Source organism: Bradyrhizobium sp. Tv2a-2 (assembly GCF_000472425.1).
In the GTDB taxonomy this organism is placed as follows: Bacteria; Pseudomonadota; Alphaproteobacteria; order Rhizobiales; family Xanthobacteraceae; genus Bradyrhizobium.
Genome location: NZ_AXAI01000017.1, coordinates 1 through 25,346, shown reverse-complemented (window position 1 = coordinate 25,346; position 25,346 = coordinate 1). Strand labels below are relative to the sequence as shown.

Genomic DNA, 25,346 nt, shown 5'->3' with positions numbered 1-25,346 from the left:
CAACTGCGTCCTGCCTCCAAGAGTAGCTCCGCGGAAAACCCCTACAACGCCGGGAGCAGCGCGGGTGCATCGGCGCCATGCGGATGGACTAATCCGGCCGAAGCGCGGTATCCAGCCTCACTTTCGAAACCTGGTCAGCGGCAACAGCGCCGGCCGCGCCGCCCCAGCTATTTCGCATATAGGTGAGGACCGCCGCGACCTCGTTGTCGTCCAGTTGCCGGCCATAAGAGGGCATTCCGGGAGCAGTGGGCTGGGCGCTGGTTCCCACACTTCGGGCGCCCCTCAAAATGATCCGTATCGAAGTCGTCGGATCGTCCGACCTCGCCATTGACGAGTCTGCGATGGACGGAAACAGTTCAGCGACGCCCTTGCCGTCCAGGCCGTGGCATGCCGAGCATTGGTCGCGATAGATGGCGGCGCCGGCGGCCATTGTGGGCTCATTCGCGGAAAGCGGTGAAGCTTGCTCGGTCTTGCCCGGCAGCGATTTCAAGTAGGTCGCAATGGCATTGAGGTCGGGATCTGTCATGTGCGCGGTTGAGAGCGTCACCACTTCGCCCATCGGTCCGGTGGCCGCAGTGACGCGGTTGTGGCCAGATTTTAGATAGGAAACCAGATCCTCTTTCGACCATCCACCCAAGCCGAGGCGGGAGTTGTTTGTTATATCGGGAGCTGACCAGCCTTGGAGATAACTACCCTGGAGATATTGATCGGTTTTGTCGCCGCCAAGAAAGGTCTTCGGAGTATGGCAAGCGCCGCAATGGCCTGGACCGTCAACCAGGTAAGCACCGCGATTCCATTCGACCGATTGCTTGGGATCCGGTCGATAGTCGCCTTCCTTGAAGTAGAGGGCGTCCCAGACCCGCATGGCTGTGCGGATGTTGAACGGGAATGGCAGTGTGTTGGCGATGACGGCGTTGCCGACCGGCGGCACTGTATTCAGATAGGCGCGGATCGCGAGCACGTCGTCGCGGGACATTTTTGTATAGGCGTTGTAAGGCATCGCCGGATAGAGACGCGAGCCGTTGCGTCCGATGCCTTTCCGGACAGCCGCATCAAATTGCTCATCGCTCCAGCTGCCGACGCCGGTTTCGGGATCCGGCGTGATATTCGGCGCGACGATATTGCCAAACGGAGTTTCGATCGGCCGGCCGCCGGCGAAGGGTTGGCTACTGTCCGGAACCGTGTGGCAGCTCGCACAGTCGGAAAGAATCGTCAGATATCGTCCGCGCTCGATCTGCGTGAACGCTTGCGGGTCGGTATCGCCCGCAAAGGACGAGGCCGTAGTAAGGAGCAGGGCGGTTACGGCGAGAGAGCCACGGAATCGTCTACGCATCGACAAGTCTCCCCGGGCTCTTCAAATATTTGTTTCGGATCGCCGCGGCTGCCCAGAAGGCGAGCGCGCCGACGGTGAGTGTCGGGTTGTAGCCCGGGTTCTGCGGAAACGCGCTGGCGCCGAGCACGAAGAGGTTCGGTACATCCCAGCTTTGAAGGTAGCGATTGATGACGCTGGTGGTGGGATCGCTGCCCATCACCGCGCCGCCATTGAGATGGGTCGTCTGATAGGTCGTGATATCGTACGGCCCGGTGCGGTACTGCACCGCGAGCTTGTCCGCACCCATGGCCTTGATGATCTCGGCGAACTTGTCGGTCAGAAACTTGTTCTGCTTGATCTCGTTTTCCTTGAGATCCATCGTGATGCGCATCAGCGGACGGCCGAAGCGATCCTTGTACGTCGGGTCCAGGTCGAGATAGATGTCCCGATAGGCATAGAAGCTTCCATGCACACCGGTACCGGGCTTGACGGTCGATAGGTAGTTCTCCTTCACGGCCGTCTTCCACGCAGCCCCCCATTTCGGCGTGTCGGGCGGAACGAGCGCGCTTTCGATCGGCCGTGCGCCCGTCTGGACTTGTCCCATGTAACCGCCGCCCACAAAGCCGTGAGACCCATGATCGAAATTATCACCGTTGAACTCGTCGATGCACATGCCGATCGAGCCCGACGCAATGAATGGGTTGAAGTTGAATTTTTTCGGATCGAAGAAGCCATTCACCGTCGAGACCGTTTGATGCGTGTAGTTGCGTCCGACGGTGCCGGTGTTCGCCACGGGATCATAAGGACGACCGATCTGCGAGTGCAGTAGGAGCTGGACGTTGAACATTGTATAGGCTGAAAGGATCACGAGGTCGGCCGGCTGTTCCCACACCTCACCGCTTGTATCGACGAAGGTGACGCCCGTCGCCCTCTTGCCCGACTTGTCGACGTTGATCTTGATGACTTCCGAGTTGTCGCGCGCGGTGAAGTTCGGTTTACGCACGAGATAGGGAAGGATCGTGGTCTGCGGACTTGCCTTCGAATAATTGCTGCAGCCGAACCATTCGCAGAAGCCGCAATAGGTGCATGGCCCCATCTTCAGTCCGAGCGGGTTGGTGTAGGCTTGCGAAAGATTGCCCGAGGGTTGCGGAAACGGCTTGTAACCCAGCTCGCGCGCGGCCTTCCCGAACAGCGTGTGGCTGAATGGCTGCGCCTGCGCGGGTGTCGGGTAGGGGCGGGATCGCGGTCCTTCGAACGGATTGCCACCTTCCATGATCTGGCCACGGAGATTGCCCGCGGTGCCGGATGTCCCGCACAGATATTCAAAGCGGTCGTAGAACGGCTCGAGTTCGTCGTAGGTGATGCCCCAATCCTGGATCGTCATATCTTCGGGGAGGAAGGAAGCTCCATATCTCTCGGTCAGATGGGTCTTGACCACGAAATCGGACGGCAGGAAGCGCCACATCTCGGCGTTCCAGTGCACGCCTCCGCCGCCAACCCCGTTCGGCGGCATGAACGCGCCCCAGCTCCGGATCGGTAGCGCCGTCTGGTCCATCTTGTTCCGGAAGGTGAAGGTCAACTGATCGGGTCGCAGGAACAGCTCATGCCGAATCCGGTAACGCAATTCGTCTTGCATATACGTCGGCGGAAAGTCCGTCGGCGCATCGCGCCAGGGGCCGCGCTCGATGGCGATCACCTCCAGGCCTTCGTCGGTGAGCTCGTTGGCCATGATGGAGCCGGTCCAGCCGAACCCGACGATCACGACGTCTTTCTTGGGAAGCCTTCTCGCCATGAGGTCACCTCTGTGTCCGCGTCGTCCATTCGGCGCGCCCGGTCATGCTCACCGGCGGCAACGGAAACTTTTCGTTATGTCGGCTAACCCAATCCAGATAGTTGTAGCGCGCGCCGGGATACCCGATCATCTTCCACGCGACCATGTCGCGGTTGCCGCCGTAAATCGGATCGGCAAAGAATCCCATCTGGACGTCCTTGACGACCTGTTCGAAAAAGGCCCTTCCGTCGACGCCGTCGAGCTTGAAGTCTCCGCTCTCGAGGCCGTTGAGGACACGGTCCTTGTCGGCATCGGAAAGTTCGAAGAAGGCCTTGCCTCCAAGCTGGTCCTTGCAGGCTTTGTCGAGCGCAGCGAGCCCCTCGCGGTACTCTTGCGCCGGTCCTTTCTCGGACTGATGACCTTGGTTCTTGGCTCCCTTTAGGAAAGGCGGTCTGACGTAAAGGCCGTCCTGACGTCCGTAGGGCCCGGCGAGCTGGCGGTCGATGAAGACCGCACTTCCGGACTCCTTGCCGCCAGGCGTTTCGGGATCAGGCGGAATGATGCGATCGGCGAGAGCTTCGACAGTCTTGCCTTCGTCGCCAGCGAAGAAAAGCCAGGGGCCCGGCGTGGCGGCGGTCGGAGGATCGCCGGCGTTGGGAGTCCATGGAAGATGATCGAAAATGACGGTAGCGCTGGAGCGCGAAACCCCGAGAGCGAAATAAGCTGCCCCGGCCAACAGCTCGCGTCGACAGATCTCAAATCGACTATGGTTGTCCTTCATGGGCCTCCTTCGCCAAATGTCGGCGGTTGGGTGTGCTTGCAATCAATTCTCCGTACACGCGGTAACTCTAGTTGAGTTGCGACGGAACCGGTACCGCCTGCTTCAGATATTCGGACGTACTGGCCAGCCGGTTACATCCGGGGAGCGATTTTCGTCGAGATATCTGCGCTTTCACCGGTGCGAAACCAGCGGCTCAAATTTTACCGGAGCTGACCGACGGCGCGGAACAAGATTAATTGGGCGCCTACGAGATCGCGCCTATTGCGACGCATGCAACTGTCGTCCCCGGCTTCCATGCTGTGCCCGCATTCTGCAGGCCGGCAATTCTTTCGCCAGGCTGTAACCAAATCACACCGCTCGGCGAACTAGCTTCGCTGAACTACATTGAACACGTGTTCTGCAAGCCGGCCAAAGCATGTTTCCCAGTGGACGACCAGGAACTGCTTGAGTGCTGGTGATCAGAAGTGGAGCTGCACCATGTCCGCCCTTCCCCTGATCGTCTTCGACGTCAACGAAACACTCCTCGACCTTAAAGCGATGGAGCCGGTTTTTGAGCGCATATTTGGAGACAAGAAGGATATGCGCCTCTGGTTTGCCGACCTCGTCATGTATTCATTGGCGCTGACACTCGCCGATTCCTACGTGCCATTCACGGATATCGGCTCTGCGGTGATGAAGATGTTGGCTGATACGCAAGGCGTCAAGATTAGCGACGCGGACAGGCAGGAACTCACCGAGAAGTTTTCGACCATGCCGCCGTATCCGGAAGTCCCCGCTGCGTTGCAGAAGTTGCGTGATGCGGGCTTTCGGCTGTTCACGTTGACAAACAATCTGGTTGAAGTCCAGGCCCGCCAGCTCCAGCACGGCGGTATCGCCGACGCCTTCGAAAAATGCTTCAGTGTCGACAGTGTCAAACGTTATAAGCCGTCGCGCGAGACGTACGGACACGTTGAGAAGGAACTGGGAGTCGCCCCTTCGCAGCTTTGCATGATCGCCTGTCATACGTGGGACACGCTTGGTGCGGTGGCAGCCGGCTGGGAGGCGGCCCTGGTCAAGCGTGTCGGCAATGACGTTTTAGGCGTCGGACCGCAGCCTCAGATCGTCGGTGATGATCTGAACGACGTTGCCGATCAACTGATCGCGCGGCACAAAGGACGCCGCTGATTAAGCCCTGATCTCGGGGGCGATCGATGTGATCGCCCGATTTCATTTCACTGCGTCGCTTCTCGCTGAGCAATCCCTACCAAAGGCACTCGCTGGCTGGCACTTGCACGCAGAATATCGTGTTTGAGTAGATAGACCGAGGCGGCGAGGAGGACGACGTCCTTCATGAGAAAAAGAAATGGCAACGTCGCTGCCGGAAATCCGCCGGCCGGCTCTGCCCAGGGCTCAGGGAAGAATGGGATTATCGTGACCGTTCCCACAAAAGTCGCGCATGAGCCCAGCGAACCAAGAATGGCGAGCTTCCTGTTCCAGAAACCGAGAAAGAGCAGGGTACCGAACAGGAATTCCGTCGTGCCCAGAAAGAAGGCGGCGCCGCGTATCCCGAACAAGGGATACAGCCAGAAGATCAATGGGCCGTGGCTTATGAAGGGGATCAAGGCATGGGCTTCATAATCGAACCACTTCTGGCAGCCAAAAACCAGGAAGACGATCACCATCGCCGCCCGGGTCAGATGATAGTCGAAGTCGCCTCTGACGATCTTGAGTTTTGACAGGTTTGCTATCAGCTGGTCCATTTGATCGGCTCCGATACGTTTTAGGTCGCGAGTAGCAATGCGACTGGCGCATCTCTTTTGATGATTGGGGGCACGCCGGCGACCGGCTCACAGGCATGGAGCACTAGCAGGACCCGCCAGGGACCGCTGCGCGTGAGTTATCGCGAATTTCGCAATCTTGCGAATTTTCAAGAGATGGATGTTCGATGCGCGCTGCATCGTTTCATGGCGAGGAGCAGGGCGCTTTGACCTTGCTTTGGATGACCCATACCTAGGTATGGGTCTGGGTATCACTACCGAGAGATTGTAAGGGACGGTGGCCGGCGGCATGGTGCCGCTGCGAATCTCGACGCCATTGGCGTCCGGTGGAGTTGCCCACCATGAGTCACACTGTCCATATCTGCTCACAGCTACATGACACCGCTCTGTGCTCGAAATGGAAATCGAGTGTCCGCCAAGGCTCGGTGGCAGTCGGTGCCGGCTCCATTGGGCTTCGATGAATGTGCACGCTTGGCGGGGGTGCGGTCAGTGGCAGCCCTTTGGTCGGAGTCGTCGATGACGATGAAGCGTTATGTTCATCCCTGGTGGACCTGATGCGCTCGGTCGGCTACCGCGCGGAGCCGTTTTATTCGGCGGATACCCTGTTGGCGTCCGGCAGCATCTCCAGCTTTGACTGCATCATCGCCGATGTTCACATGCCAGGAATAGGCGGGATTGGCCTGGTCCGCGCGCTTCGGGAGCAGGGCATCAAGACGCCGGTGATCCTGACCACAGCCCTGCTCCAAAGACATCTTGACGACGAGGCGGCGTCAACGGGGGCGTTTTGCCTTCTCAGAAAACCGTTCGAAACGAGTGTCTTGCTCGAATGCATCGAGAGGAGCCTTCTCAAATGAAAACCGGTTCCGGCGACAGCATCGGCGGCTCAGCAGCGGAGTTGCTCCCCAGCGTCATGGAGGCGGCTCGGGAGCCAACTGGCTGCAATTGCGAGGTGCATTCTCGGCGAAGCGCGCAGAGAATAGCTCATGGTGGGAATTTGGATGGACGTTCAGATCGCTGGGGCAGTCTGATGGTCGCGGCTCGGGCCGGCGACGGCCAGGCGTACGAGCAGCTGCTTCGGGAATTGGATGCCTGGCTCCGCCGGTATTATGCGCGGCGGCTTCCGCATCCGGCAGCCGATGATGCAAGGCAGGAGGCGCTTTTGGCGATTCACGCCAAGCGTCATACCTACGTCGCATCGAGACCGTTCGGCGCCTGGGTGAATGCTATCGCTCGCTACAAATGGGTCGACCGTATCCGCGACGCGTCGCGTTTCTCAGCGGTATCGCTCGGCGAGGAAATACCGATCGAGGATCACGAGGACGCCGCGATAAGCGCCGCCGCATTGGATCACTTGCTTGGCCGGTTGAAGCCTGCTCAGGAGAGCGTGATACGTCTCGTGAAATTGAAGGGCTTCAGCATCGCCCGTGCGTCCGGCGCAACCGGCCAGTCCGCATCTCTGGTCAAGATCAACATCCATCGCGGCCTGAAGAAATTAGCCACGTTGGTCTCCTGATACGGCTATGGCAGAACGCGCCGAGGCGTCGCGCATCCGTTGGAAGCCATCGCGCTTCGCGTCAACGCCGATCCGCTGCCGGCTATTGCCGCCTGGCGGCTTGCGGGCGATCTCCCGTCCGCGCAGTCCTTAACGGCGGGTTGCCTTGAGTGCTTCACGGAGCAGTCCGACGACCTTGTCGGGTGCGGTGAAAATCGGGGTATGATCGACGTCCATGCGGTGGACGCCTGCCTTCATGCGCGACGCCATGAATTCCTGTGTCTTCGGATTGATCATGCGGTCCTGCTCCGCAACGAGGTACCAGGACGGCACGCTTTTCCAGAGAGGTTTGGGCGCTTTTTCCTGGATGCAGGCCACGTTGAGGGGACGCTGAACGGCGGCAAACAGCGCATTGTCCTGCTTCGAAGCGTGTTGCGCGAAGGCCGCCGGGAACGCGGAGTCCGGCATCCAGATGAAGCCATGGGAGTCGGGTGCCAGCTGCGGCGCTTGCTGATGCGGTTGCTCGCGGTAGAAGACATCGCCGACCGTCTCTCCCTCGTCGGGCGCTAGCGCCGCCACGAAGACCAGTCCTTTGACGCGATCACTCCTGGTCGAGCCGATCACCGCGCCCGCATAGGCGTGAGCCGCCAGCACGATCGGCCCATTGGTTCGCTCGAGGGTTCGGTCGAGTGCACGGACATCATCCGACAAGGAGCTCAGGGGAATTGGTGCTGCGACGGCCTTGACGCCATCGGCCTGCAGCAGCCGGATGACTTCCTTCCAGCTCGATCCGTCCGCCCAGGCTCCGTGGACCATCACCACCGTTGGCTCTGCATCCGATGCATTCATGATATTGACCTCTTCTGGCAAATAATGGCTCTCGTGGACCGGCTTTATCTACCGGTCTCGGGTCTGCACGCATCGGGGAGCTCCGAAGGAGATCGGATCAGTCGCCTATCCGACTCACTGAACTCCCGGCGATAAAGCGTCGGTGTCCAGCCTGTCGTCTTGCGGAACGCGCTGCTGAAAGAGCTGGTTTGGGCATAGCCCAGACTGAGCCCGATATCGGTGATCGACGATGCTGGATCCGCGAGGAGCAGCTTTGCGACTTCCATGCGGCGATGCACTTGGTATTGGTGGGCGGGAATTCCGAACGAGTACTTAAACGCGCGGCAAAAGTGGTGCAGGCTCAGCCGAGCGAGTTCTGCAAGTTTCGAAAGGCAGACCCGGTCTCCCAGGTGCTGTTCGATGTAGTCCATGACGACGCGTTTTTGCCAACGGGCGAGACCGCCGCGATGGACTGTCGGCTCGCGAACAGCAGATTGGTCGGCGCAGGACAACTCATGGCCGAGCACATCCGAGAGCGCTGCCAGATACGACGGGCTTTTATCCCGGCCGCTCTCGATCGTGCCTCTCAGTTTGGACGCCGTATCCCAGACGAGGGCATCGTCAAAGAATATTCGCGGGAGGAGATAGCCGGCCTCTGGCCTCTGCAAGGCAGCGCGATCCAGATAGAGAAACGTGATGCAGATCGATGCAGCAGCCTCATGCCGCTCCCGAAAAGCGCATCCGGCGGGCACGAAGGTCAGCTTATGCGCAAAGCGTCGAAGCTTTGATGAGGGTAAGCCCTCGATTGACGTCTCGCCGCTTTTTCGGACACCCTCATAATACATTGCCAGGAGATGCCTGGGGCCCTGAAAGCGAAATTCGATTTGACTGCGAATCGGAACATGGATGGTTTCAGAAAACCACCAGCGCCAGCCCGTGCCGAGACGTCTTGTGGGTTCGGCAGCAGCGATTTCAACAGTTCCTGCACCACCGACCGATTTGAGCGCGTCCTCGCAAGTATCCGCCTGACGGTGCGCCGTGCCGATGAAGGTCTGATGCAAGCTGTGCCTCGGGACCCCTTTGATTTCGGCATAGGCTGCCATCGACATGATCCTGTGCTTATCCAGCCGACGGCGGTCCCGGCCAACGCCGTGGAGGTGTCGAGATTCCATCAGGTGCTGAGTAGCGACGGGATGGGCGCCGAGACCATGTCGTCGGCCAAACACGCCGGCAATCTCTCGGTAGTGATGGCTCGGCGCATACCTTGGTATGGGGAGCTGCCACGCCAAATCCGGGATTACGCTACTCCGGAATGCCCAAGGCGAGGTGTCTCACACCGTGATGTCGAGCGCTTCAGCCATCCGGGTGAGCGCTGCAACGGATTTGGCTTCCAGCTTTCGCATGACGCTGCCGCGGTGCATCTTGACGGTGACTTCGCTGATAGAAAGCTTGCTTGCGATCTGCTTGTTCATGAGTCCTGACGCGACGAACGCCATCACTTGCCGTTCACGAGTGGTCAGAAGCGCATATTTCTGCCGCAACTCGGCCATCTGGGCGATATCCTGCCGCCGGTCCTGGTCCAGTCGGATGGCCGCAGCGACAGCATCGAGTAAATCCTGATCTCGTATCGGCTTGGTGAGGAAGTCGACCGCGCCCAACTTCATCCCCCTGACAGTCATGGGGATGTCACCAAAGGCGGTCATCAGAATGATGGGCAGCCCTATATTGATGCTTGCAAGATATTCCTGCAACTCCAGGCCGCTCGTGCCCGGTAACCTTATGTCAAGCACCAGACACGCCGGGGCATCCGGCAACGTAACCTTGAGAAAATCCAGGGCAGACCCATAGAGGGCAACTCGATAGTCCATCGATTGGAGCAGGTCTCCAAGAGACTCTCGAACAGCCTGGTCGTCATCGACGATGTGAACAAGGAAGGAAGACGGCATCCGCGCCTGTTTCCTGAAATCTGGTTCGATCGGCATAGCAGGAGAGCAAAGGCGAACGTCGTGCCACGGGTCGTGTTTTCTCTCATCCATAGACGTCCTCCATGGACAGTGACCGTCTTGCGGGGAGCGCGCCGTTGGTGCGTTCACGCGTTCCTTCGCAGGGAAGAGCCATCCCCAATCACCTCATTGCCACCGACAATCGTATAACCTCCTACAGCCGATCTGACAAGTTATGGTCTTGAAGTCGCAAGGGAAACTATTCGGTCGGGGCAATCAGACGCCGCCTCCTCTAAGCGCCAGGCCGGAACTACCACCATTCTACTTCGCCCGATTGTCGTTGCAGACGAAGACGCAGAGGTCATCAGCGGCCTGTAACCAAACCAGAGCGAGCCACGAAATAGGTAACTGAAGCCGGAGCTGGCGCCTGTGCAAAGCGCGTAATTGCTTTGACCGTGCACAAGACCGTGAAGCTACCTGTCGGAACCGTGAGGGGACCGCTTATGACGACAATCCATTATCGAAAGGCCAACGTCGATGGCTTGAACGTTTTCTACCGGGAGGCCGGCCGCGACGATGCGCCGGCCTTGCTGTTGCTTCACGGATTTCCCAGCGCCGGCCACATGTTCCGATCGCTGATCCCGGCACTGGCGGATCGCTTCCGCCTCGTGGCGCCGGACCTGCCCGGGTTTGGCCAGACCGAGATGCCGCCGCGCAAGACGTTCTCCTACACGTTCGCGCGACTGGCTGAAGTCATCGAGCGGTTCACCGAAGTCATCGGTCTTGCTCGTTTCGCGATTTACGTGTTCGACTATGGCGCGCCGACCGGCTTTCGCATCGCCGTTCGCCATCCCGAGCGCGTTACCGCAATCATCTCGCAGAACGGGAACGCCTACGAGGAAGGACTCAGCGACGGCTGGAACCCAATCCGGGCCTACTGGCAGAATCCGTCAGACGCCAACCGTGCGGCACTGAGAGCCTTCCTTTCGCCTGAGACGACGATCTGGCAGTACACCCACGGTGTTGCCGACACGTCCCTGGTTTCGCCGGACGGATATTCGCTCGACAATTTCTATCTGGCGCGTCCAGGCGCGGATGAAGTGCAACTCGACCTGTTTGGCGACTACAAGAGCAATGTAGCCATGTATCCGGAGTTCCAGGCCTATTTCCGCAAGCACAGGCCGCCCTTGCTGGCGGCGTGGGGCAAGAACGATCCCTTCTTCCTGCCGCCGGGCGCGGAGGCCTTTAAGCGGGACATTCCTGGCGCACGAGTGCGCTTCTTCGACACCGGCCACTTTGCGCTCGAGACCCATTGCGACGAGATCGCAACAGCGATCCGCGAGTTTCTCCCGCGCTCCAAGTGACGGAATTGGAAATCATGCCATGCCAGCACGTCCTCTGATCGTCTTTGACGTCAATGAGACGCTCCTCGATCTCCAGACAATGGAGCCCATCTTTGAGCGCATCTTTGGCGACAAGCGCGACATGCGCCTCTGGTTCGCGAACCTCATCATGTATTCGGCAGCCCTGACCGTGGCGGGATGCTACCTGCCGTTCACGGATATCGGCGCTGCCGTGATGAAGATGCTGGCGGACACGCAGGGCATCAAGATCAGCGATGCGGACAAGCAGGAGCTGAAGGAGCAGTTCTCGGCAATGCCGCCGCATCCCGAGGTACCGGCCGCGCTTCGCAAGCTGCGCGGCGCAGGTTTTCGGCTGTTCACCCTCACGGATAATCTGCTCGAGGTGCAAACCCGCCAGCTTGAGCACGGCGGTATCATCGATCAGTTCGAAAGACGCTTCAGTGCCGATGGCGTCAAGCACCATAAGCCATCACGCCAGGCTTATGCCTATGTCGAGAAGGAGCTTGCTGTCGCTCCCTCGCAGCTTTGCCTGATCGCCTGCCACACCTGGGACACGCTCGGCGCTGTGGCTGCCGGTTGGGAAGCCGCGTTGATCAAGCGCGTGGGCAACGATGTCCTGGGAGTCGGTCCTCAGCCGCAGATCGTTGGCGATGATTTGAACGACGTTGCCGATCAGCTGATCGCGCGCCACAACCCGCGCGGCTGACGAGGCGGACGGCCGGCTGGATGGAGCACCGTCGGCGCCGCCACGCCGCTGGCAGCACTATCGAGAGGAGTGATTTCATGGACGATTTTGGTCCAATCAGCCGCCGCCCAGTTCTTGCAGGAATCGGCGCCGCTGCGCTTGGTGTCTTTTTGGATCCGACATGGGGGCGGCCGCAGGCGCTTGATCGGCCACCCAAGGTGCTGGCCTTTGATGTCGCGGAGACTCTGTTGGATCTCCAGGTGATGCGGCCTCTGTTCCAGCGGATATTCGGCAACGGTGCGGTCGTCGACGACTGGTTCGGCGAGACCATTCTCTATTCAGAGTCGGCGACTCTCACCAATACGTTCGTGCCCTTCGGTCAGCTTGGCGCGGGCGTACTCCGCATGCTCGGGCATATCCATAACGTTCCCATCAGCGAGGCCGATGTCGCCGAGCTCGGCAAGAGCCTGGCAACGCTGCCGCCGCATCCGGATGTTCCCGACAGCCTTCTGAAGCTGAAGTCGGCAGGCTATCGCATGGTCACCCTGACTGACGCGCCAGCCACTTCCGATCGAGGACCTCTGCAGGCAGCAGGCCTGGGGGATGCGTTCGAACAGCACTTCTCTGCCGAGACGGTGCGCCGCTACAAGCCCGCCCGAGAAACCTACCTGATGGTCGCCAAGGCGATGGGAGTTGAGCCTTCCGAACTGTGCATGATCGCCGCGCATCCCTGGGATCTTATCGGCGCGCGCGCAGCCGGTTGTTCAGCCGCTCTTATCGAGCGGGCCGGCGTGGTGCCCCTGATCGTGCCAGGTCTCAAGCAGCCTGAGATCAGCGGAGCGACCCTGACCGAAATCGCGGCGGAGCTCATCCAGTTGAAGCACGCTTGAATCCGCCTGACCGGAGTCTTCCATGTCAAAGGTTCGCAACATCGTTTTCGACTGCAACGAAACGCTTCTCGATCTCACAACCGTCGCTCCAGTCTTTCAACGCCTGTTCGGCGAGCCAGGCACCGTGCGCCTCTGGTTTCGGCAACTCATCACCTATTCGCAGGCGCTGACCATCGCCGACGTCTATGTGCCATTTACCGACATCGGCGGGGCGGTGCTGGACATGATCGCCACGCCGCGGGGCGTCAAGATTACGGCGGCCGACCGTCAGGAGCTGACCGATCGGTTCGCCACCATGCCGCCGTACCCCGATGTTCCCGTGGGCCTGCGGCGGCTGAAGGCGGCGGGCTTTCATCTCTTCACACTGACGGACAACACGGCTGCCATTTCCGGCCGCCAGCTGACGCATGGCGGCATCGTCGATCTGTTCGATCGCCGCTTCAGCGTTGACGACACGGCCAAGCGGCACAAGCCGGCGCCGAAGGCCTATGCGGAGGTTGCCCGAGGGCTCGGCGCTTCGACGTCGGAGATGTGCATGATTGCCTGCCATACCTGGGACACGATCGGGGTCCAGGCGGCGGGATGGGAGGCCGGGCTGATCAAGCGCGTCAACAACGACGTCCTGGATACGGCAGCGCAGCCTCAATACATCGGAAAGGATCTCAACGAGGTCGCCGATCAGATCATCGCACGCCATGGTTCTGAGCACGGTTGAGAAACCAGGAGACCTCCAATGTCGAAGTCAGTTGCCATTGTCACCGGGGCAAGCCAGGGCATTGGCCGGGCGACCGCCATTCGTCTTGCCCGTGACTTCTCGGCGCTCGTCCTTGTCGCGCGCAACCGCGCTAACCTGGAGCAAACAGGTGAGGCGGCGAGGGCGGCAGGTGCCGAAGTGCTCGTCATCGAGACCGATCTCGCACAACCCACCACCGCGCAGACGGTCATCGACCAGGCCTTGGCGGTGTTCGGCCGGATCGACGCCCTGCTCAACATCGCGGGAGCGGTGCCCCAGGTCGATTTGTTCGAAATGACCGATGCGCAGTGGGAAGGCGGGCTGGCGCTGAAGCTGCACGGCGCACGGCGCCTCACCATTGCCGCTTGGCCCGCGCTCAAGGTCGCCAAAGGCGCAGTGGTGCTGATGTCCGGAAATTCGGCACTGTTTCCAAAAGCCCCGTACGCTGCTGTCGGTACCATCAATGCCGCCATCGTTGCCTTGGCGAAGGCGTTCTCTGACCGCGGCATCAGCGATGGTGTGCAAGTCAATAGCGTGCTGCCCGGTCCGGTCATGACCGGGCGGCGCCGTTCCTATCTGCAGCACTGGGCGCCGTTGCATGACATGACGGTCGAGGAGGCGACGGCCAAGTTTCCGAAGGAGGCCGGGATCGCACGCTATGGCGAACCCGAGGAGATCGCCGAGCTCATGGCGTTCCTGGTGTCGCCCGGCGCGCGCTGGATGACCGGCTCAACACTACGCATGGACGGCGGTGAGGTGAAGTCGATCTGAACCCAGTCGAGCCGGCTTCTGCGCCGCTGGTTCAGCAACGCGAGCAGGTTTGTGCGACTGCAATTGCGTCGCCGCAATCACAGGAAGGGAAACTACGATGTCTCAGCCCGAACATTTTGATGTTGTCATCCTTGGAAGCGGCCAAGGAGGAAAGTTGCTTGCCTGGCATCTCGGCAAGTCCGGCAAGAAGGTTGCCGTCGTCGAGCGTCGCTGGGTCGGCGGCTCGTGTCCTGCGGTCGCATGTCTTCCGTCCAAGAACGAGCTGTGGAGCGCACGGATCGCTCACCTCGTGCGGAATGCCGGTCGCTTCGGAACCCTGGTGGATGGCGTCAGGACCGATATGCTCAAGGTGCGCGCCCGCAAGCAGGACATGATCGATCGTGAGATCGCGTTTCATCTGCAGGCCTATAAGGAAAGCGGCGTCGACCTTGTCATGGGCAATGGGCGTTTCGTCGCTCCCAAAGCCATCGAGATCTTGCTGAACGACGGCGGTATGCGGCTGCTCGACGGCAAGGAGGTTGTCGTCAATGTTGGCTCGCATGCCGCCATTCCGGATCTGCCCGGCCTGCGGGACGCGCGTCCGTTGACTCACATCGAGGCGCTGGAGCTGGACGAGGTGCCGCCGCACCTGATCGTACTCGGCGGCGGTTACACCGGTGTCGAGTTGGCACAGGCCTATCTCCGCTTCGGCAGCCGTGTGACGATTATCGAACCGGGCCCCCAGATCATGGGGCGTGAGGATGCGGACGTATCGGAAGAGATCAGGGCGCTGCTGAGCCGTGAAGGCATGAAGATTCTGGTAGATACGAGGCCGCTTGGGGTTCACGGGTCGTCCGGCGACGCCGTGACAGTCTCCGTGCGGACCGATGCGGGGGAACGGAAGATCGAGGGCAGTCATCTGCTGGTTGCGGCGGGCCGGATCGCAAATACGGCGGACATCGGCTTGGATAAAGCCGGCATCGCAGTGGACACGCGCGGATTCATTCGCGTCAATGAGAGGCTTGAGACGACTGCTGCTGGCATCTGGGCCATCGGTGAATGCGCCGGCAGCCCACAGTTCACCCATGTTTCGGTCGATGATTTCAGGATTGTCCGGGACAACATGGCTGGAGGCAATCGTGGCACTGATGATAGGCTCGTTCCATACGTGATGTTTACGGATCCGCCACTCGCGCATGTCGGCCTATCCGAGCGTCAAGCGCGGGAGCAAGGTATCCCAGTGCGCGTGGCAAATCTGCCGATGCGAAATGTGCTGCGAACGCAGGCGACCGACGAAACGGAAGGATTCATGAAGGTGCTGGTCGGGGCGAACGACGACCGTATCCTGGGCTTCACGATGATCGGCTCCGAGGCAGGCGAAGTGATGGCTGCAATACAGACAGCGATACTCGCCGAGCTGCCTTATCCGAAGCTGCGTGATGCCGTCATCACGCATTTGACCGTCGCCGAAGGCTTGGGGCCCTTGCTGGGGAACGTCCCGGCGCGGTCCGCCTGATCCGCCAGTCGCAAGTCGGCCGGAACCGCAAATTGGGACGGCCGCGCCAGAGGGTTGTTACTGGCTCGTTGCGAGGAGACGCCCGATCACGATACGACCAAAGCCGCAGCTCGCACTGGTGATGAGCCAATTTCTTCGAGTCATATGTTAGGTCTCCTTTTGACGGTCGGGAGGGCTCAGAAGCGTTCGCCCACCATCTCCTCGCTCTTCGCCCAAAGCGCTTTGGCGCGCTCCAGATCGAGCGCGTAGGGTCTGACACCGGGGCTTGCCGGACTGACCAGCCCTTCAGTGATCGGCGACATCTGGCAGTTTTCGCAGTAGCGGCCGCCCACATCCTCCGCCGGCGCGACGAAAGCGGCCCAGACCGATGTTGCGGCTCCCTGCGGGATCGTCTTCCACTGGTAGGGCGGCTGGCCGTCGGCTGCCAATTGCGCATTGATCTGCGCTACGATCTTGTCGAGTTCGCCGGGCTGCATATGGCGGCCAAGCTCGGTTTTGATCCCGCCTGGGTGCACCGCGGTTGCCCGTACGCCGCCCGCCTTGTGCCGCCGGTCGAACTCTACAGCGAACAGGATGTTGGCGGTCTTCGAGCGGCCATAGGCCATGCTCGGGTCATAGGGCGTGCGCTCGAAATTGGGATCGTCGAGATCGACGTCCGCATAGCGGTGGCCGGAGGAGGCGACACTGACCAGCCTGCCGCCCGGCGCGATCAGCGATGTGATGCGGTTCACGAGCAGGAAATGGCCGAGATGGTTGGTGCCGAACTGCGTTTCGAACCCATCGGCGGTGTGGCCGAACGGTGTCCGCATGACGCCGGCGTTGCATATAACGACATCGAAGCGGCGGGCATCGGCGACCAGCGCTTCGGCGCAGGCGCGCACGCTGTTGAGCGAAGCGAGATCCAACTCCACCAACTCAAGGCCGCCGCCGTTCGCCGATTGCGCGCGGACATCCTTCGTTGCCCGCTCCGCCTTTGGGAGGTCACGCGCCGCACCGACCACTTGGGCTCCGTGTGCCACCAGCGCGCGCGCCGTCTCCACCCCGAGCCCGGCCGACACGCCAGTCACAAGCACGCGCTTTCGGCTGAGATCGCTTCCCGCCAGCACATCATCGGTGGTGGTCGTGGCCCCGAAGCCATTGGTCATGACAAACTCCTTCACCTTTTTTGGGCACAGATCTCCCCTGGGTGGGCAAACCATTGTCTGTCAAGCCCTTTTGGCTTAAGAGGAGAGTGTCTCCGTTTTAAATACGGAGACATTCTCCGTTTATCAAGGGGTATTTTCGGCGTGGTTGATGAGGGGAAAACCGCTATCGCCCGCAAGCCGCGCGCCGACGCGCAGCGGAACCGCATCCGCTTGCTCGAAACCGCGAAGGCTGCCTTTGCTGAAAAAGGACCTGGGGCCAGCCTCGATGAGATTGCGCGGACTGCGGGTGTCGGGGCTGGGACGCTCTACCGTCATTTTCCCACGCGCGACGCGCTGATGGAGGCGGTCTACCGCAATGAGACGGAGCAGCTCGTCGCCGCCGCCACGCGGTTGGCCGATACACAGTCTCCGACCGGCGCCTTGCGCGAATGGTTGCTGTTGTTCGTGGACTATATAGCCGCCAAGCATGGCATGTACGAGGCGCTGAACTCGATCGTCGGCGGCACGACCGAGCTGTACTCGGCGTCCACTGAGCAAATGAAGCGGGCAATTGCAAAGCTGATCAGTCGTGCGGTCGCAAGCGGCGACGTTCGACTGGATATCGACCCGCTGGACCTGCTGCGCGCATTGGCTGGCGTTGCCAGCATCAGCGCGGGACCGGACGGGAAGCAGGCCGCCAAGCGCATGGTCGACATCCTGATCGCGGGGATCCGGATCAGGACATGAGTCATATCTTCGGCCTTCGCCTTCTCAAGCAGCGGATCCGTTACGATGCGCCGTAGCCGTTCGTTTCTGATATCGCTTTGACCTCGGGCAGCTATCCGCCAGACCGGGTCCGCGGGTTTGACAACGCCATGTGTGTTGCCTTCGATGCCTCTGCAGTGGCGTCGACGCCAGCGCGGCAAGTGGCCAGCGAGGGCGCCTGAAATTGCTGGCGTTCTCTTAGTTCGGATATCTCCGTGGTAGAGAGTCGTGAGCTGCCGCCTCCCTTCGCGATCGATAGATAGCGAGAACGCGAAGACAGGTATCTACATTCAGTTTAAAGAAATCGATTTTCAGCTGATCCAGGTCCCCAGCCGTAATTCGATAATCCGGCGCGCCCAAGAAGAGCAGCGACATCGCTGTCGTCCATGAGAAGCCCAGAGCCTTCGCCAAGATCAGCACAGGTTCCCTATTTCTGTCGACCAGTGCACGCTCGACGATATCAATCGGTACGAAGCACAATAGCGACAGGGCAACTACCGTTTCATTGAATTTCAACGCATGGGCCAACTCGAAGACCTTCTCTTGGGTGAGTTCTCCCAACTGATGGAGTTTCGCCACTGTTCGTCTTGCGATGAAATAATCCTTCGAGGCCGGACCAAACCTGGCATGGAATGTACCAGCAACATCGGTAACGACACTCTGGATGCGGCTCTCCATATCGGGGCGCTCACGTGCCAGTTTTTGTCGCACCTCGTCGGAGGCTTTGGAAATCAGCTGATGGAAGATATGCCTGGGAATATCCGTTCGAAAGCCTACGCTTTCAGCAAGGATGGAATCTCCGTCCGAGCGTCGTACCAGATGCAGGAAGCCGGAGGTCGAAAAATGTGCGCCGCTATTTTCAGCGATTGATGTGACAACCTCCTTCGATCCTCGAACTACCAAGATATCAGTCACGGCCTCGGGAACAGATTCTCGCTGGGATATGGCAAGTAGGTGCTGCTGACTTTTGGTTCTCGCGCAGGCGACCAACGTTTTGGTGTCGAGCCGTTTCGAGTGTTGCAGCACCGGCTTTGCAACGTCTATTGAATCGTCGGACGCGAGTTTCCTGACAACGTCGAATGGTGCGTTGTTGCTGCGGGCCAACTTGCTTGCGAGTCTAACGCGAGCGCCAAGTTCAATTTCCCTTGCAAGCCGACCGATTATCTCTCCGAACGTCCAGATATGTTCTTCCGAATACGACCCGGCAATCAGAACGTCAGTTGCATGCCATAAGGCCTGCAAGCAGCTTTCGGCGGTGCCTTTGGAAACCGCTTCCTCCAGATCGGCTAGGAACGATGTACGATCAACCATCTGACTGGCTCAATTGCCGCAAAAACAATGTGAAATGGGCTTTCAAACATGCGCCGACAGCGTAGTACTCCTCTTTGAATTGAAAGAATTGTAAAATTCCGTTCGCTAACCTTGGCGAGATTAACAGATTGCAAACAGGTACGTTAGAATTCGCTCCTTTGGCCCGTGGAACGGGCCATTGCTGGGTGTAGACGGCACCTGACATTTTCGCCGCAGAATGCAGGCCGGCAACAGCCGCAAGCGCGTCGAGAAGCGAACTGCGCGGCTGATCTCAGGTCGTGGCGACGGAGGAGGGACGGTATCCCCATGCACTCGTTTGCAGGAGGCAAGGCTCACCAGGGTGTCGCTCCTGCCTGGCCGCTGGCGATCATCGGTGACTTAATTGGCCAGAAACTGTCCCACTTACGACAGTAAAGCACCACGGGGATGTTTTCGTTGCGACAAGATTTTTTCCAAAGAACAGTATTCACCATTGCCAATGGTGTGTCTCACTTTTGATGGGGAGTGGGCCGTGGAGTTGTATCGGGCGCATAAAGTCGCAGAGATCGAAAGCTCCTCGATTAGGCGTTGTCGCTTCTGTGGGGAAAAGCTGGTGCTTGTGCGAACAGTCATGAACGAGCACACCGGGCAGATGATCCATATGTTCGAATGCAGCTGCGGTGAGCGCATTTGGGACGATTGACTATCCTCTGGGATGAGCGACGGCCGGTCAGTTGATCAATCTGCATCAGTTGCAGGTGCGAACAGAGGCGCCGTCTCCAGCAGGATCCCCAACCCCTTGGCAATCGGATGGTCGAGGTCGCGGAGCGGGTGATCGATGCAACATCCAAGTGGACGGGGGCCTTGGCAATCACGCGTCGGTAGTGGGACCATCGCGCCGGGCTTGCTGAGGCAGCTGATCTTCTACGCCAGCCTGAGCAGGCGGATTTTGTTCGAGAGCAGCGCCGTGGCCGCCATAGCTGCGCGCCAGTGCTTGCCACGCGAGGGCAAGGAATAACCAATCGGATCGATCGATCTCACTCGTTGCTGCATCCGCCATCTGCGCGGCCGTTCTTGACTCGGCTTGGTAATCGCAAAGCATCATGCCCATTTGGTCAGGGACCTTATTAAAGTGCCGTGCGGGACGACCCGCCGCGTGGCGCGCGGGTCCGCGTGTTCACCGGAGGACCTGACAGGTGAAAATCCGATGAAGACACGGCAGTCTGCCGCGAAGGTCGCCAGCGGGCGACTGCGCGAAAGGATGTCCTGATTACCTCCGAGGGGCCGATATTTCTTTAGCGGCCTTTTCGTCGCAAATCGCTGCGGCTCGGGCTGCTGCGTTGCACAGGCGTATCCGGCCATCATGATCAAGCCGAGTTTTCTTCTGAGGACCGCAGGAAAGGCGGCGTTTGCCAGTGATCGTTCGCGCTCTATCGTTTAGGCAAGACGAGGAATGGTGTCGCCTCGCAGCATGCGCGCGAAATTGGCTTTGCTCAGTGTGATTGGCTCGTTACAGATACGTTTTGGAAAATCAAAGCTAGTCTAGGTGCAGCCTCTAGAAGCGAAACTGACCCGCTTAGCTCACCCAATAGAACTGTCGCGCTCCGCGCATGCTGTTTGCGATCATCGGTATACATTCGCGTTCATGGATTGAGGTCATTTCTCAAACGGGCCAGTTTAATGCCGCATTACCGTCTGTATATTTTGGATCAGCGCGGCGACGTTGAGGGGGCCGTCGACCTCGACTGTATTGATGACGAAGCGGCGCTAGAGCGCGCGAAAATGGTATTAGGAGACCATTGCGGCGAGCTTTGGCGGCTTGTTACAGCGTCCGATGCCGATCGCTCGTCGGTTAAGCCAAAGCTTCAATGATCTCTCCCAAAGACCATTTCCTCAAGTTGCAGCGCTCGCCTTAGTCGTTTTCAAAACCGTAGAGGTCGTAAAGCGAACTGGCCGCTCCGTCGGCGATTTCCATCCCCGTTTGCTTCCCTGCATCGAGCCCAATGGGGTAGCCCCAAATAGCCGGCCCGCTGGACCCGGCCCCGGATTTGGTGCTTCCCGTAGGAAATCAACCGCGACTAGGCCAGCGTTAGAACGCATCGCTCAATCACGGAATGCTATTTGAATTTTTGCGCTGCGATCGTCGCGGCCAGAGCCGTAGCCGAATGAACAGTCTAAAATTCTCAACTGCCCGTTCTCGCTGGGTTCGCTCGGGCCGCTTTGGGAGGTGATCCGCTGGCCTTAGAAATGCTGTCCGTGTTCAGGACTGGGCAGCTGGATTGCAGCGGCCGCGATGAGCCTGGCGGGTGCGATAACAGCTATGCGCGAGGTCTTGCGCCGGCACGTAGACCAACCCAAGCGGTCATCCAGGCGGGCGGTGCGCACCTGAATAACGCGGGTGCGCGGTCGCCACACGGGCCCTGCGGTGGCCATCCTTGTCCTTTTCTGAAGTAGCTGAACGATCCCGCACCAGCGCTGCGTGGCGCGAAAGAACCTTTTCGGCCGCGTGCACAAGCGGTGCGGATCAGCCTCACCGAAGAGGAAGAATTCGATGCAGGTTCTTTGAAAATACGGCATGTCAGGTCCGGCGCCGGGTTCGTGGCGCAGCGAAATCGTGGCAATTAGAAGGCTGTCAAATACATAGTTCGGTTTACACTGAGTATTCTGTTGATAAGCTTTTGACGTTGTGGGGTCTTCCATGTGTATTACGGGGATTTACCAATGGGGAATATCGAACAGCTCCGAAAGAGTACTGAAGTCAGTTTGGCTCAACTTGAAGCAGATATCACCGGGTCTCGTCCCGGAGGATCATTGGCTTCAATCGCGTTGCCCGATTACGTGGAGCACCAACAGGGCGTCTCCCGCGTTGGCGCGCTGAGCGCCGAGGCGGTGGTGCGCGACTATGAAGTGGCCGCGAGAGAGATTGAATCGATGGGCGCGGAGCTAATCGACGCCGCCAAGAAATGCGAGGCTATGACTGCGGAAGTCCATAATGCCATTGCCTATATGCGCGACACTGCGGCAGCCTATCGTGAGGAAGCCAAAAGAATCTTCAAGCGCATAGAAGATTGTGCGGTGTTCACCCAGGATGTCCGCAAGACCTGCGAAGAGGTCAAGCGCAGAATGTCGGAAGGAAGCGGTGCGGACTGAGCTGGTCTGGCCAAGGGCAATGTCATCGAACAATGACCTATGCCACAGTCGTGATTGAAGAATTTCACGCGCGCAAGCAAAAGACGTGAGGCGGTGAGAGGCAAGGCGAGCTCGCGGGAGCTCACGCTTGCCTGTCGCGTCGACGTCTGGCAGCGAGGCCATCATGAGCTTTCTAACCATCAAGCTGGACGAGGAGCCTCCCATTTGCCAAGGATGTGGAAGCAAGCCTCGCCTTGTAGGCAAGATGCTTGATCCGAAACAGGGCGAAACGGTCCGTATGTTCATCTGCGAATGCCACAAGCTGACCAGATGGCCGACGGTCTGCACAAGAACGGCATTCAAGAGCGCCAGTTGACGCCGGTTGGTCAAGCCAATCGGCTAAAGCCCGATGAGTCGGGTTGAATTGTTATCGCGCTCGAGGTTCTTGATTGAGGATCATCTTTCGGAAGGCGCATTGCGCGCTTTGCGCCAGCTAACCGCGCCCCTTCGGGGCCGATGATGCTCAACTATTGCAGGCTCAATCTGGCCAAAGCAGTCCTGTGCATCGCGAGAGCTTCACGAAAACCGGCCGCAAGAGAGCGGTAGAGTGCCGCAAGGTACTCATATTCTGTTCGTAGTGAGCGATCAGCCGCCAGCTGCGCGAGTATCTCGCATTCGGCCGCAGAGGTCTCATATCGCTCAAGCCTTTGGTGTCGAACGTCCGTTGCCGACATGCACATCGTGGTCCCTTGGGCGGAGTTATCTTTTTAACTGCGCAGCTCTTCGCGGTCCGACAAGCTCGTGAGCTTGCACCCAGAGTTTGTCGTTTTCACAGTGGTTGCCTGTTGTCCTGTCAATCCATGCCGCCGCTCGAGCGTTCTTTCTCCGCGTCCCGATCTTGAGCGGTCGTTCTTCAAATCCTTCAGCTTGCGCATGTAATAACCGCGGCTCTGCACGGCGAGCCTGATATCGTCACTGACGCTGACGACCTTCTTCCTCTTGCGCCATCTTCCTGACGCACCAGCAACCGGAATTGGAAATCCCTTGCGCACGACCAACAGATCGCGCCTGTCGTTCAAATAGACATCAAACATGCGATGACACTCCAGCCCGAAGAATGCCGAGCATAATGTTATCGCGGGCGGGAAGGCGTTACCGAGCTGCAACAGGTAGTCAGCTTATGATGGAGCTTCGCTCCAGATGATTTTACCGCGGACGAGATTTGCTTATCACCACGATCCGGATCGCGCCGCTACGTCGAGCGCCACTTTATGACGGATCGCTCGCCGCTCCTTGTGTGGCGCGGTGCAAACGAATTGAATTCGCTTAAACCTCATAGTCACGCATCGGTAACGCGGTATGAAGTTGGCGCTGATGCGGAGCACTAGTGATCCAATTCCCACACCGCCGCCAAAAAGCTTTCCTTCTGTCGACTTCCGAACAGACGGGCGTTCCTCCGCCGTTCAACGTATAGCCATTTTATACCAGCTGATATTTGCGATTCCGCCCGGTGGCCCCTCCAGACCACCGGGCTTTTCGCGTGTGCTAAATCAGCAAGCGAAGGAGTTAGCATGAGCAGCATGAGCTGCAGTGCACCAGATGCTTAGGCCCACGAGGTATCGGGTTTGGAGTGACAACTAGGTCTGACAGTGGAGGGGGGCGAGAACCGACGCGCTCGACGCAACAAGGGGAACTGCCTTCGGATACCACTGCAGAATGGCGATGCAGATACGGGGGGCAGCATTCGGCTCTCTGAGATGATCATGTGGGGAAAGTCGCCCTCGAGGCGCTTTGTCGCGAAGGCTGGATGCTGACGATTTGGTCGGCCGTCAAATCTCCCACTTTCGGAAGTACTCGACTTATCAAGTTCGATGTTTCTGATGCTGCGTGGTGTTTCGACATTAATCGTTCGGTGACCCAAATGGATTACCGTTCGGGGGCTTGACATCGTCATCTCAGAAATCTCTGCGCCGCACGGCTGAATTCAGCCTGCGGCAATTACCTCGTGTTGACCAACGACAAGGAATGATCCTATCGTCCAATATCGAAGTGGAGATCCGGTGGGGACAAAAAGGGGCGGATTGCCAACCATTCTCATCGATACCTTGAGTCATGCTTGTCGGCGCCCGTTGTGCAGACAGCCGTGGCGCAGCCTTCTTGTGCAGCGTGTGTAATGTTTGACTTTCTATGATCGTTCGGATTGGAAACAGCTCGTTCGTGCGCGCGCTCGCGACCGGCGTTGCCGTTGCCGCGCTGTCGCTCTTGGTACCTGATCGTGGGGCTGTCTCCGAGACCATCGAAGGTGCGTTGGTTCAGGCCTATCGAAGCAATCCCCAGCTCAATGCGCAGCGGGCGCAGGTGAGGTCGACCGACGAGGCTGTCCCGCAGGCGTTGTCAGGCTATCGCCCGAAAGTCGCCGTGACCGCGAGCCTGGGCTACCAATACACCGATACGCTCGCCACCCAGGGAGGCACGCCGACCGCGTTGGTGCGTACCGATCTTCATGGCACGAATCCGCCGCGCAGCGCGGGCATCACTATCAACCAGACGCTTTACAACGGCAACCAGACCGCCAACAGGACGCGCGCCGCCGAGGCGCAGGTGTCGGGGTCGCGCGAAGCGCTGCGCGTGCTTGAACAGACCGTGCTGTTCAGCGCCGCCAGCATCTACATGGATTATCTGCGCGATTCTGCCATTGTCGAGGTCAACAAGAGCAACGTCCGCGTGCTCGAGCAGACGCTGAAGCAGACGCGCGATCGCTTCAACGTGGGCGAGGTGACGCGCACCGACGTCGCGCAATCCGAAGCTCAGCTTGCCGCCGGCAAGACCCAGGAGCTGACCGCCGAGTCCCAACTGAACACGACGCGCTCGAACTACCGCCGTATCATCGGCAGCGAGCCGCGAAATCTCGCGCCCGGCTCGCCGGTCGATCGCTTCCTGCCGGGGACGCTGCAGCAGGCGGTCGATATCAGCCTGATCGAAAATCCCAACGTCACTGCTGCGATGTACGGCATCGACGTGAACTTNCTCACGGTCAAGGTCAATGAAGGGGCGCTGCTGCCGACGGTGAACCTGCAAGCCACGGCGCAGGAGGCCTACGAGCAGACCTTGATCACCCAGCGCTCGTTTAATGCCGGTGTGGCGGCGCAGCTCACCGTTCCGATCTATCAGGGTGGCGCCGAATATTCTCTGATCCGGCAGTCCAAGGAAAATCTG

At 59.4% G+C, this 25,346-nt stretch carries 23 protein-coding genes; 12 read left to right on the top strand and 11 right to left on the bottom strand.

All coding sequences use genetic code 11. From position 1 onward, the window contains the following. Window positions 1-88: 88 nt before the first annotated feature. The 3 genes from A3AI_RS0129980 to A3AI_RS0129970 are packed head-to-tail and all read right to left on the bottom strand — an operon-like array spanning window position 89 to window position 3,864. Window positions 89-1,333 (bottom strand): c-type cytochrome, encoded by a 1,245-nt coding sequence (locus A3AI_RS0129980; RefSeq protein ID WP_024519121.1) that lies wholly within the window; start codon window positions 1,331-1,333, stop codon window positions 89-91. Continuing rightward, entirely contained in the window at window positions 1,326-3,104 is a 1,779-nt protein-coding gene (locus tag A3AI_RS0129975) for a GMC family oxidoreductase (RefSeq protein WP_024519120.1), read from the bottom strand. Before A3AI_RS0129975 ends, A3AI_RS0129980 begins: the two co-directional genes overlap by 8 nt. Before the next feature lie 4 nt (window positions 3,105-3,108). Further along, window positions 3,109-3,864: a gluconate 2-dehydrogenase subunit 3 family protein gene (locus tag A3AI_RS0129970; RefSeq protein ID WP_024519119.1), complete on the bottom strand. Its 756-nt coding sequence runs from the start codon at window positions 3,862-3,864 to the stop codon at window positions 3,109-3,111. Between the two features lie 477 nt (window positions 3,865-4,341). Between A3AI_RS0129970 and A3AI_RS0129965 the strand changes: the two genes are divergently transcribed. Further along, window positions 4,342-5,028, top strand: a complete 687-nt coding sequence (locus A3AI_RS0129965) for a haloacid dehalogenase type II (RefSeq protein WP_024519118.1) — start codon at window positions 4,342-4,344, stop codon at window positions 5,026-5,028. Window positions 5,029-5,075: 47 nt separating this feature from the next. Here the strand turns inward: A3AI_RS0129965 and A3AI_RS0129960 are convergent, their stop codons facing one another. Then, entirely contained in the window at window positions 5,076-5,603 is a 528-nt protein-coding gene (locus A3AI_RS0129960) for a YkgB family protein (RefSeq protein WP_024519117.1), read from the bottom strand. Window positions 5,604-6,082: 479 nt separating this feature from the next. Here A3AI_RS0129960 and A3AI_RS0129955 point away from each other — a divergent pair, with 479 nt between their 5' ends. Together A3AI_RS0129955 and A3AI_RS0129950 are read left to right on the top strand one after the other, a co-directional pair. After that, entirely contained in the window at window positions 6,083-6,475 is a 393-nt protein-coding gene (locus A3AI_RS0129955; RefSeq protein WP_024519116.1) for a response regulator transcription factor, read from the top strand. 173 nt (window positions 6,476-6,648) lie between these two features. Next, entirely contained in the window at window positions 6,649-7,134 is a 486-nt protein-coding gene (locus A3AI_RS0129950) for a sigma-70 family RNA polymerase sigma factor (RefSeq protein ID WP_024519115.1), read from the top strand. Window positions 7,135-7,263: 129 nt separating this feature from the next. On the opposite strand, the gene A3AI_RS0129945 is transcribed toward A3AI_RS0129950, so the two are convergent. The 3 genes from A3AI_RS0129945 to A3AI_RS0129935 all read right to left on the bottom strand — a co-directional run bounded on the left by A3AI_RS0129945 (window position 7,264) and on the right by A3AI_RS0129935 (window position 9,923). Beyond that, the gene (locus A3AI_RS0129945; RefSeq protein ID WP_024519114.1) at window positions 7,264-7,962 is read right to left on the bottom strand and encodes an alpha/beta fold hydrolase; all 699 of its coding nucleotides are present in this window, start codon (window positions 7,960-7,962) and stop codon (window positions 7,264-7,266) included. A gap of 44 nt (window positions 7,963-8,006) precedes the next feature. Then, entirely contained in the window at window positions 8,007-9,044 is a 1,038-nt protein-coding gene (locus tag A3AI_RS43655) for a helix-turn-helix transcriptional regulator (protein ID WP_084801072.1), read from the bottom strand. 228 nt (window positions 9,045-9,272) lie between these two features. Beyond that, window positions 9,273-9,923 carry a response regulator transcription factor gene (locus A3AI_RS0129935; RefSeq protein ID WP_024519112.1) on the bottom strand — a complete coding sequence of 217 codons (651 nt, stop codon included), beginning with the start codon at window positions 9,921-9,923 and terminating at the stop codon, window positions 9,273-9,275. A gap of 464 nt (window positions 9,924-10,387) precedes the next feature. Between A3AI_RS0129935 and A3AI_RS0129930 the strand changes: the two genes are divergently transcribed. The 6 genes from A3AI_RS0129930 (at window position 10,388) to A3AI_RS0129905 (ending at window position 15,822) form a co-directional block, all read left to right on the top strand. Next, window positions 10,388-11,248 (top strand): alpha/beta fold hydrolase, encoded by an 861-nt coding sequence (locus tag A3AI_RS0129930; protein WP_024519111.1) that lies wholly within the window; start codon window positions 10,388-10,390, stop codon window positions 11,246-11,248. Window positions 11,249-11,267: 19 nt separating this feature from the next. After that, entirely contained in the window at window positions 11,268-11,954 is a 687-nt protein-coding gene (locus A3AI_RS0129925) for a haloacid dehalogenase type II (protein WP_024519110.1), read from the top strand. A 20-nt stretch (window positions 11,955-11,974) separates the two neighbouring features. Further along, window positions 11,975-12,823: a haloacid dehalogenase type II gene (locus tag A3AI_RS0129920; protein WP_084801060.1), complete on the top strand. Its 849-nt coding sequence runs from the start codon at window positions 11,975-11,977 to the stop codon at window positions 12,821-12,823. A gap of 22 nt (window positions 12,824-12,845) precedes the next feature. Then, complete coding sequence (locus A3AI_RS0129915) at window positions 12,846-13,538, top strand: haloacid dehalogenase type II (protein WP_024519108.1); 693 nt, start codon at window positions 12,846-12,848, stop codon at window positions 13,536-13,538. A gap of 18 nt (window positions 13,539-13,556) precedes the next feature. Continuing rightward, window positions 13,557-14,327, top strand: a complete 771-nt coding sequence (locus A3AI_RS0129910; protein ID WP_024519107.1) for an SDR family oxidoreductase — start codon at window positions 13,557-13,559, stop codon at window positions 14,325-14,327. 97 nt (window positions 14,328-14,424) lie between these two features. Beyond that, entirely contained in the window at window positions 14,425-15,822 is a 1,398-nt protein-coding gene (locus tag A3AI_RS0129905) for a dihydrolipoyl dehydrogenase family protein (RefSeq protein ID WP_024519106.1), read from the top strand. Window positions 15,823-15,998: 176 nt separating this feature from the next. On the opposite strand, the gene A3AI_RS0129900 is transcribed toward A3AI_RS0129905, so the two are convergent. Then, window positions 15,999-16,967 carry an SDR family NAD(P)-dependent oxidoreductase gene (locus A3AI_RS0129900; protein WP_024519105.1) on the bottom strand — a complete coding sequence of 323 codons (969 nt, stop codon included), beginning with the start codon at window positions 16,965-16,967 and terminating at the stop codon, window positions 15,999-16,001. A 141-nt stretch (window positions 16,968-17,108) separates the two neighbouring features. Between A3AI_RS0129900 and A3AI_RS0129895 the strand changes: the two genes are divergently transcribed. Beyond that, window positions 17,109-17,693, top strand: a complete 585-nt coding sequence (locus tag A3AI_RS0129895; protein ID WP_024519104.1) for a TetR/AcrR family transcriptional regulator — start codon at window positions 17,109-17,111, stop codon at window positions 17,691-17,693. Between the two features lie 216 nt (window positions 17,694-17,909). On the opposite strand, the gene A3AI_RS0129890 is transcribed toward A3AI_RS0129895, so the two are convergent. Both A3AI_RS0129890 and A3AI_RS48070 read right to left on the bottom strand, forming a co-directional pair. Continuing rightward, window positions 17,910-19,022 (bottom strand): DUF2336 domain-containing protein, encoded by a 1,113-nt coding sequence (locus A3AI_RS0129890; protein WP_024519103.1) that lies wholly within the window; start codon window positions 19,020-19,022, stop codon window positions 17,910-17,912. Window positions 19,023-19,872: 850 nt separating this feature from the next. Then, complete coding sequence (locus A3AI_RS48070; protein WP_156928001.1) at window positions 19,873-20,112, bottom strand: hypothetical protein; 240 nt, start codon at window positions 20,110-20,112, stop codon at window positions 19,873-19,875. Between the two features lie 1,610 nt (window positions 20,113-21,722). Here A3AI_RS48070 and A3AI_RS0129865 point away from each other — a divergent pair. After that, a complete protein-coding gene (locus tag A3AI_RS0129865) occupies window positions 21,723-22,151 on the top strand; it encodes a hypothetical protein (RefSeq protein WP_024519099.1) in 429 nt (142 codons plus the stop codon). Between the two features lie 746 nt (window positions 22,152-22,897). Here the strand turns inward: A3AI_RS0129865 and A3AI_RS50130 are convergent. Beyond that, window positions 22,898-23,224, bottom strand: a complete 327-nt coding sequence (locus A3AI_RS50130) for a hypothetical protein (RefSeq protein ID WP_024519098.1) — start codon at window positions 23,222-23,224, stop codon at window positions 22,898-22,900. A 1,093-nt stretch (window positions 23,225-24,317) separates the two neighbouring features. On the opposite strand from A3AI_RS50130, the gene A3AI_RS0129855 reads away from it, so the two are divergent. Further along, window positions 24,318-25,346: TolC family protein (locus A3AI_RS0129855; RefSeq protein WP_051382534.1), on the top strand; the 1,029-nt coding region annotated here is incomplete at its 3' end.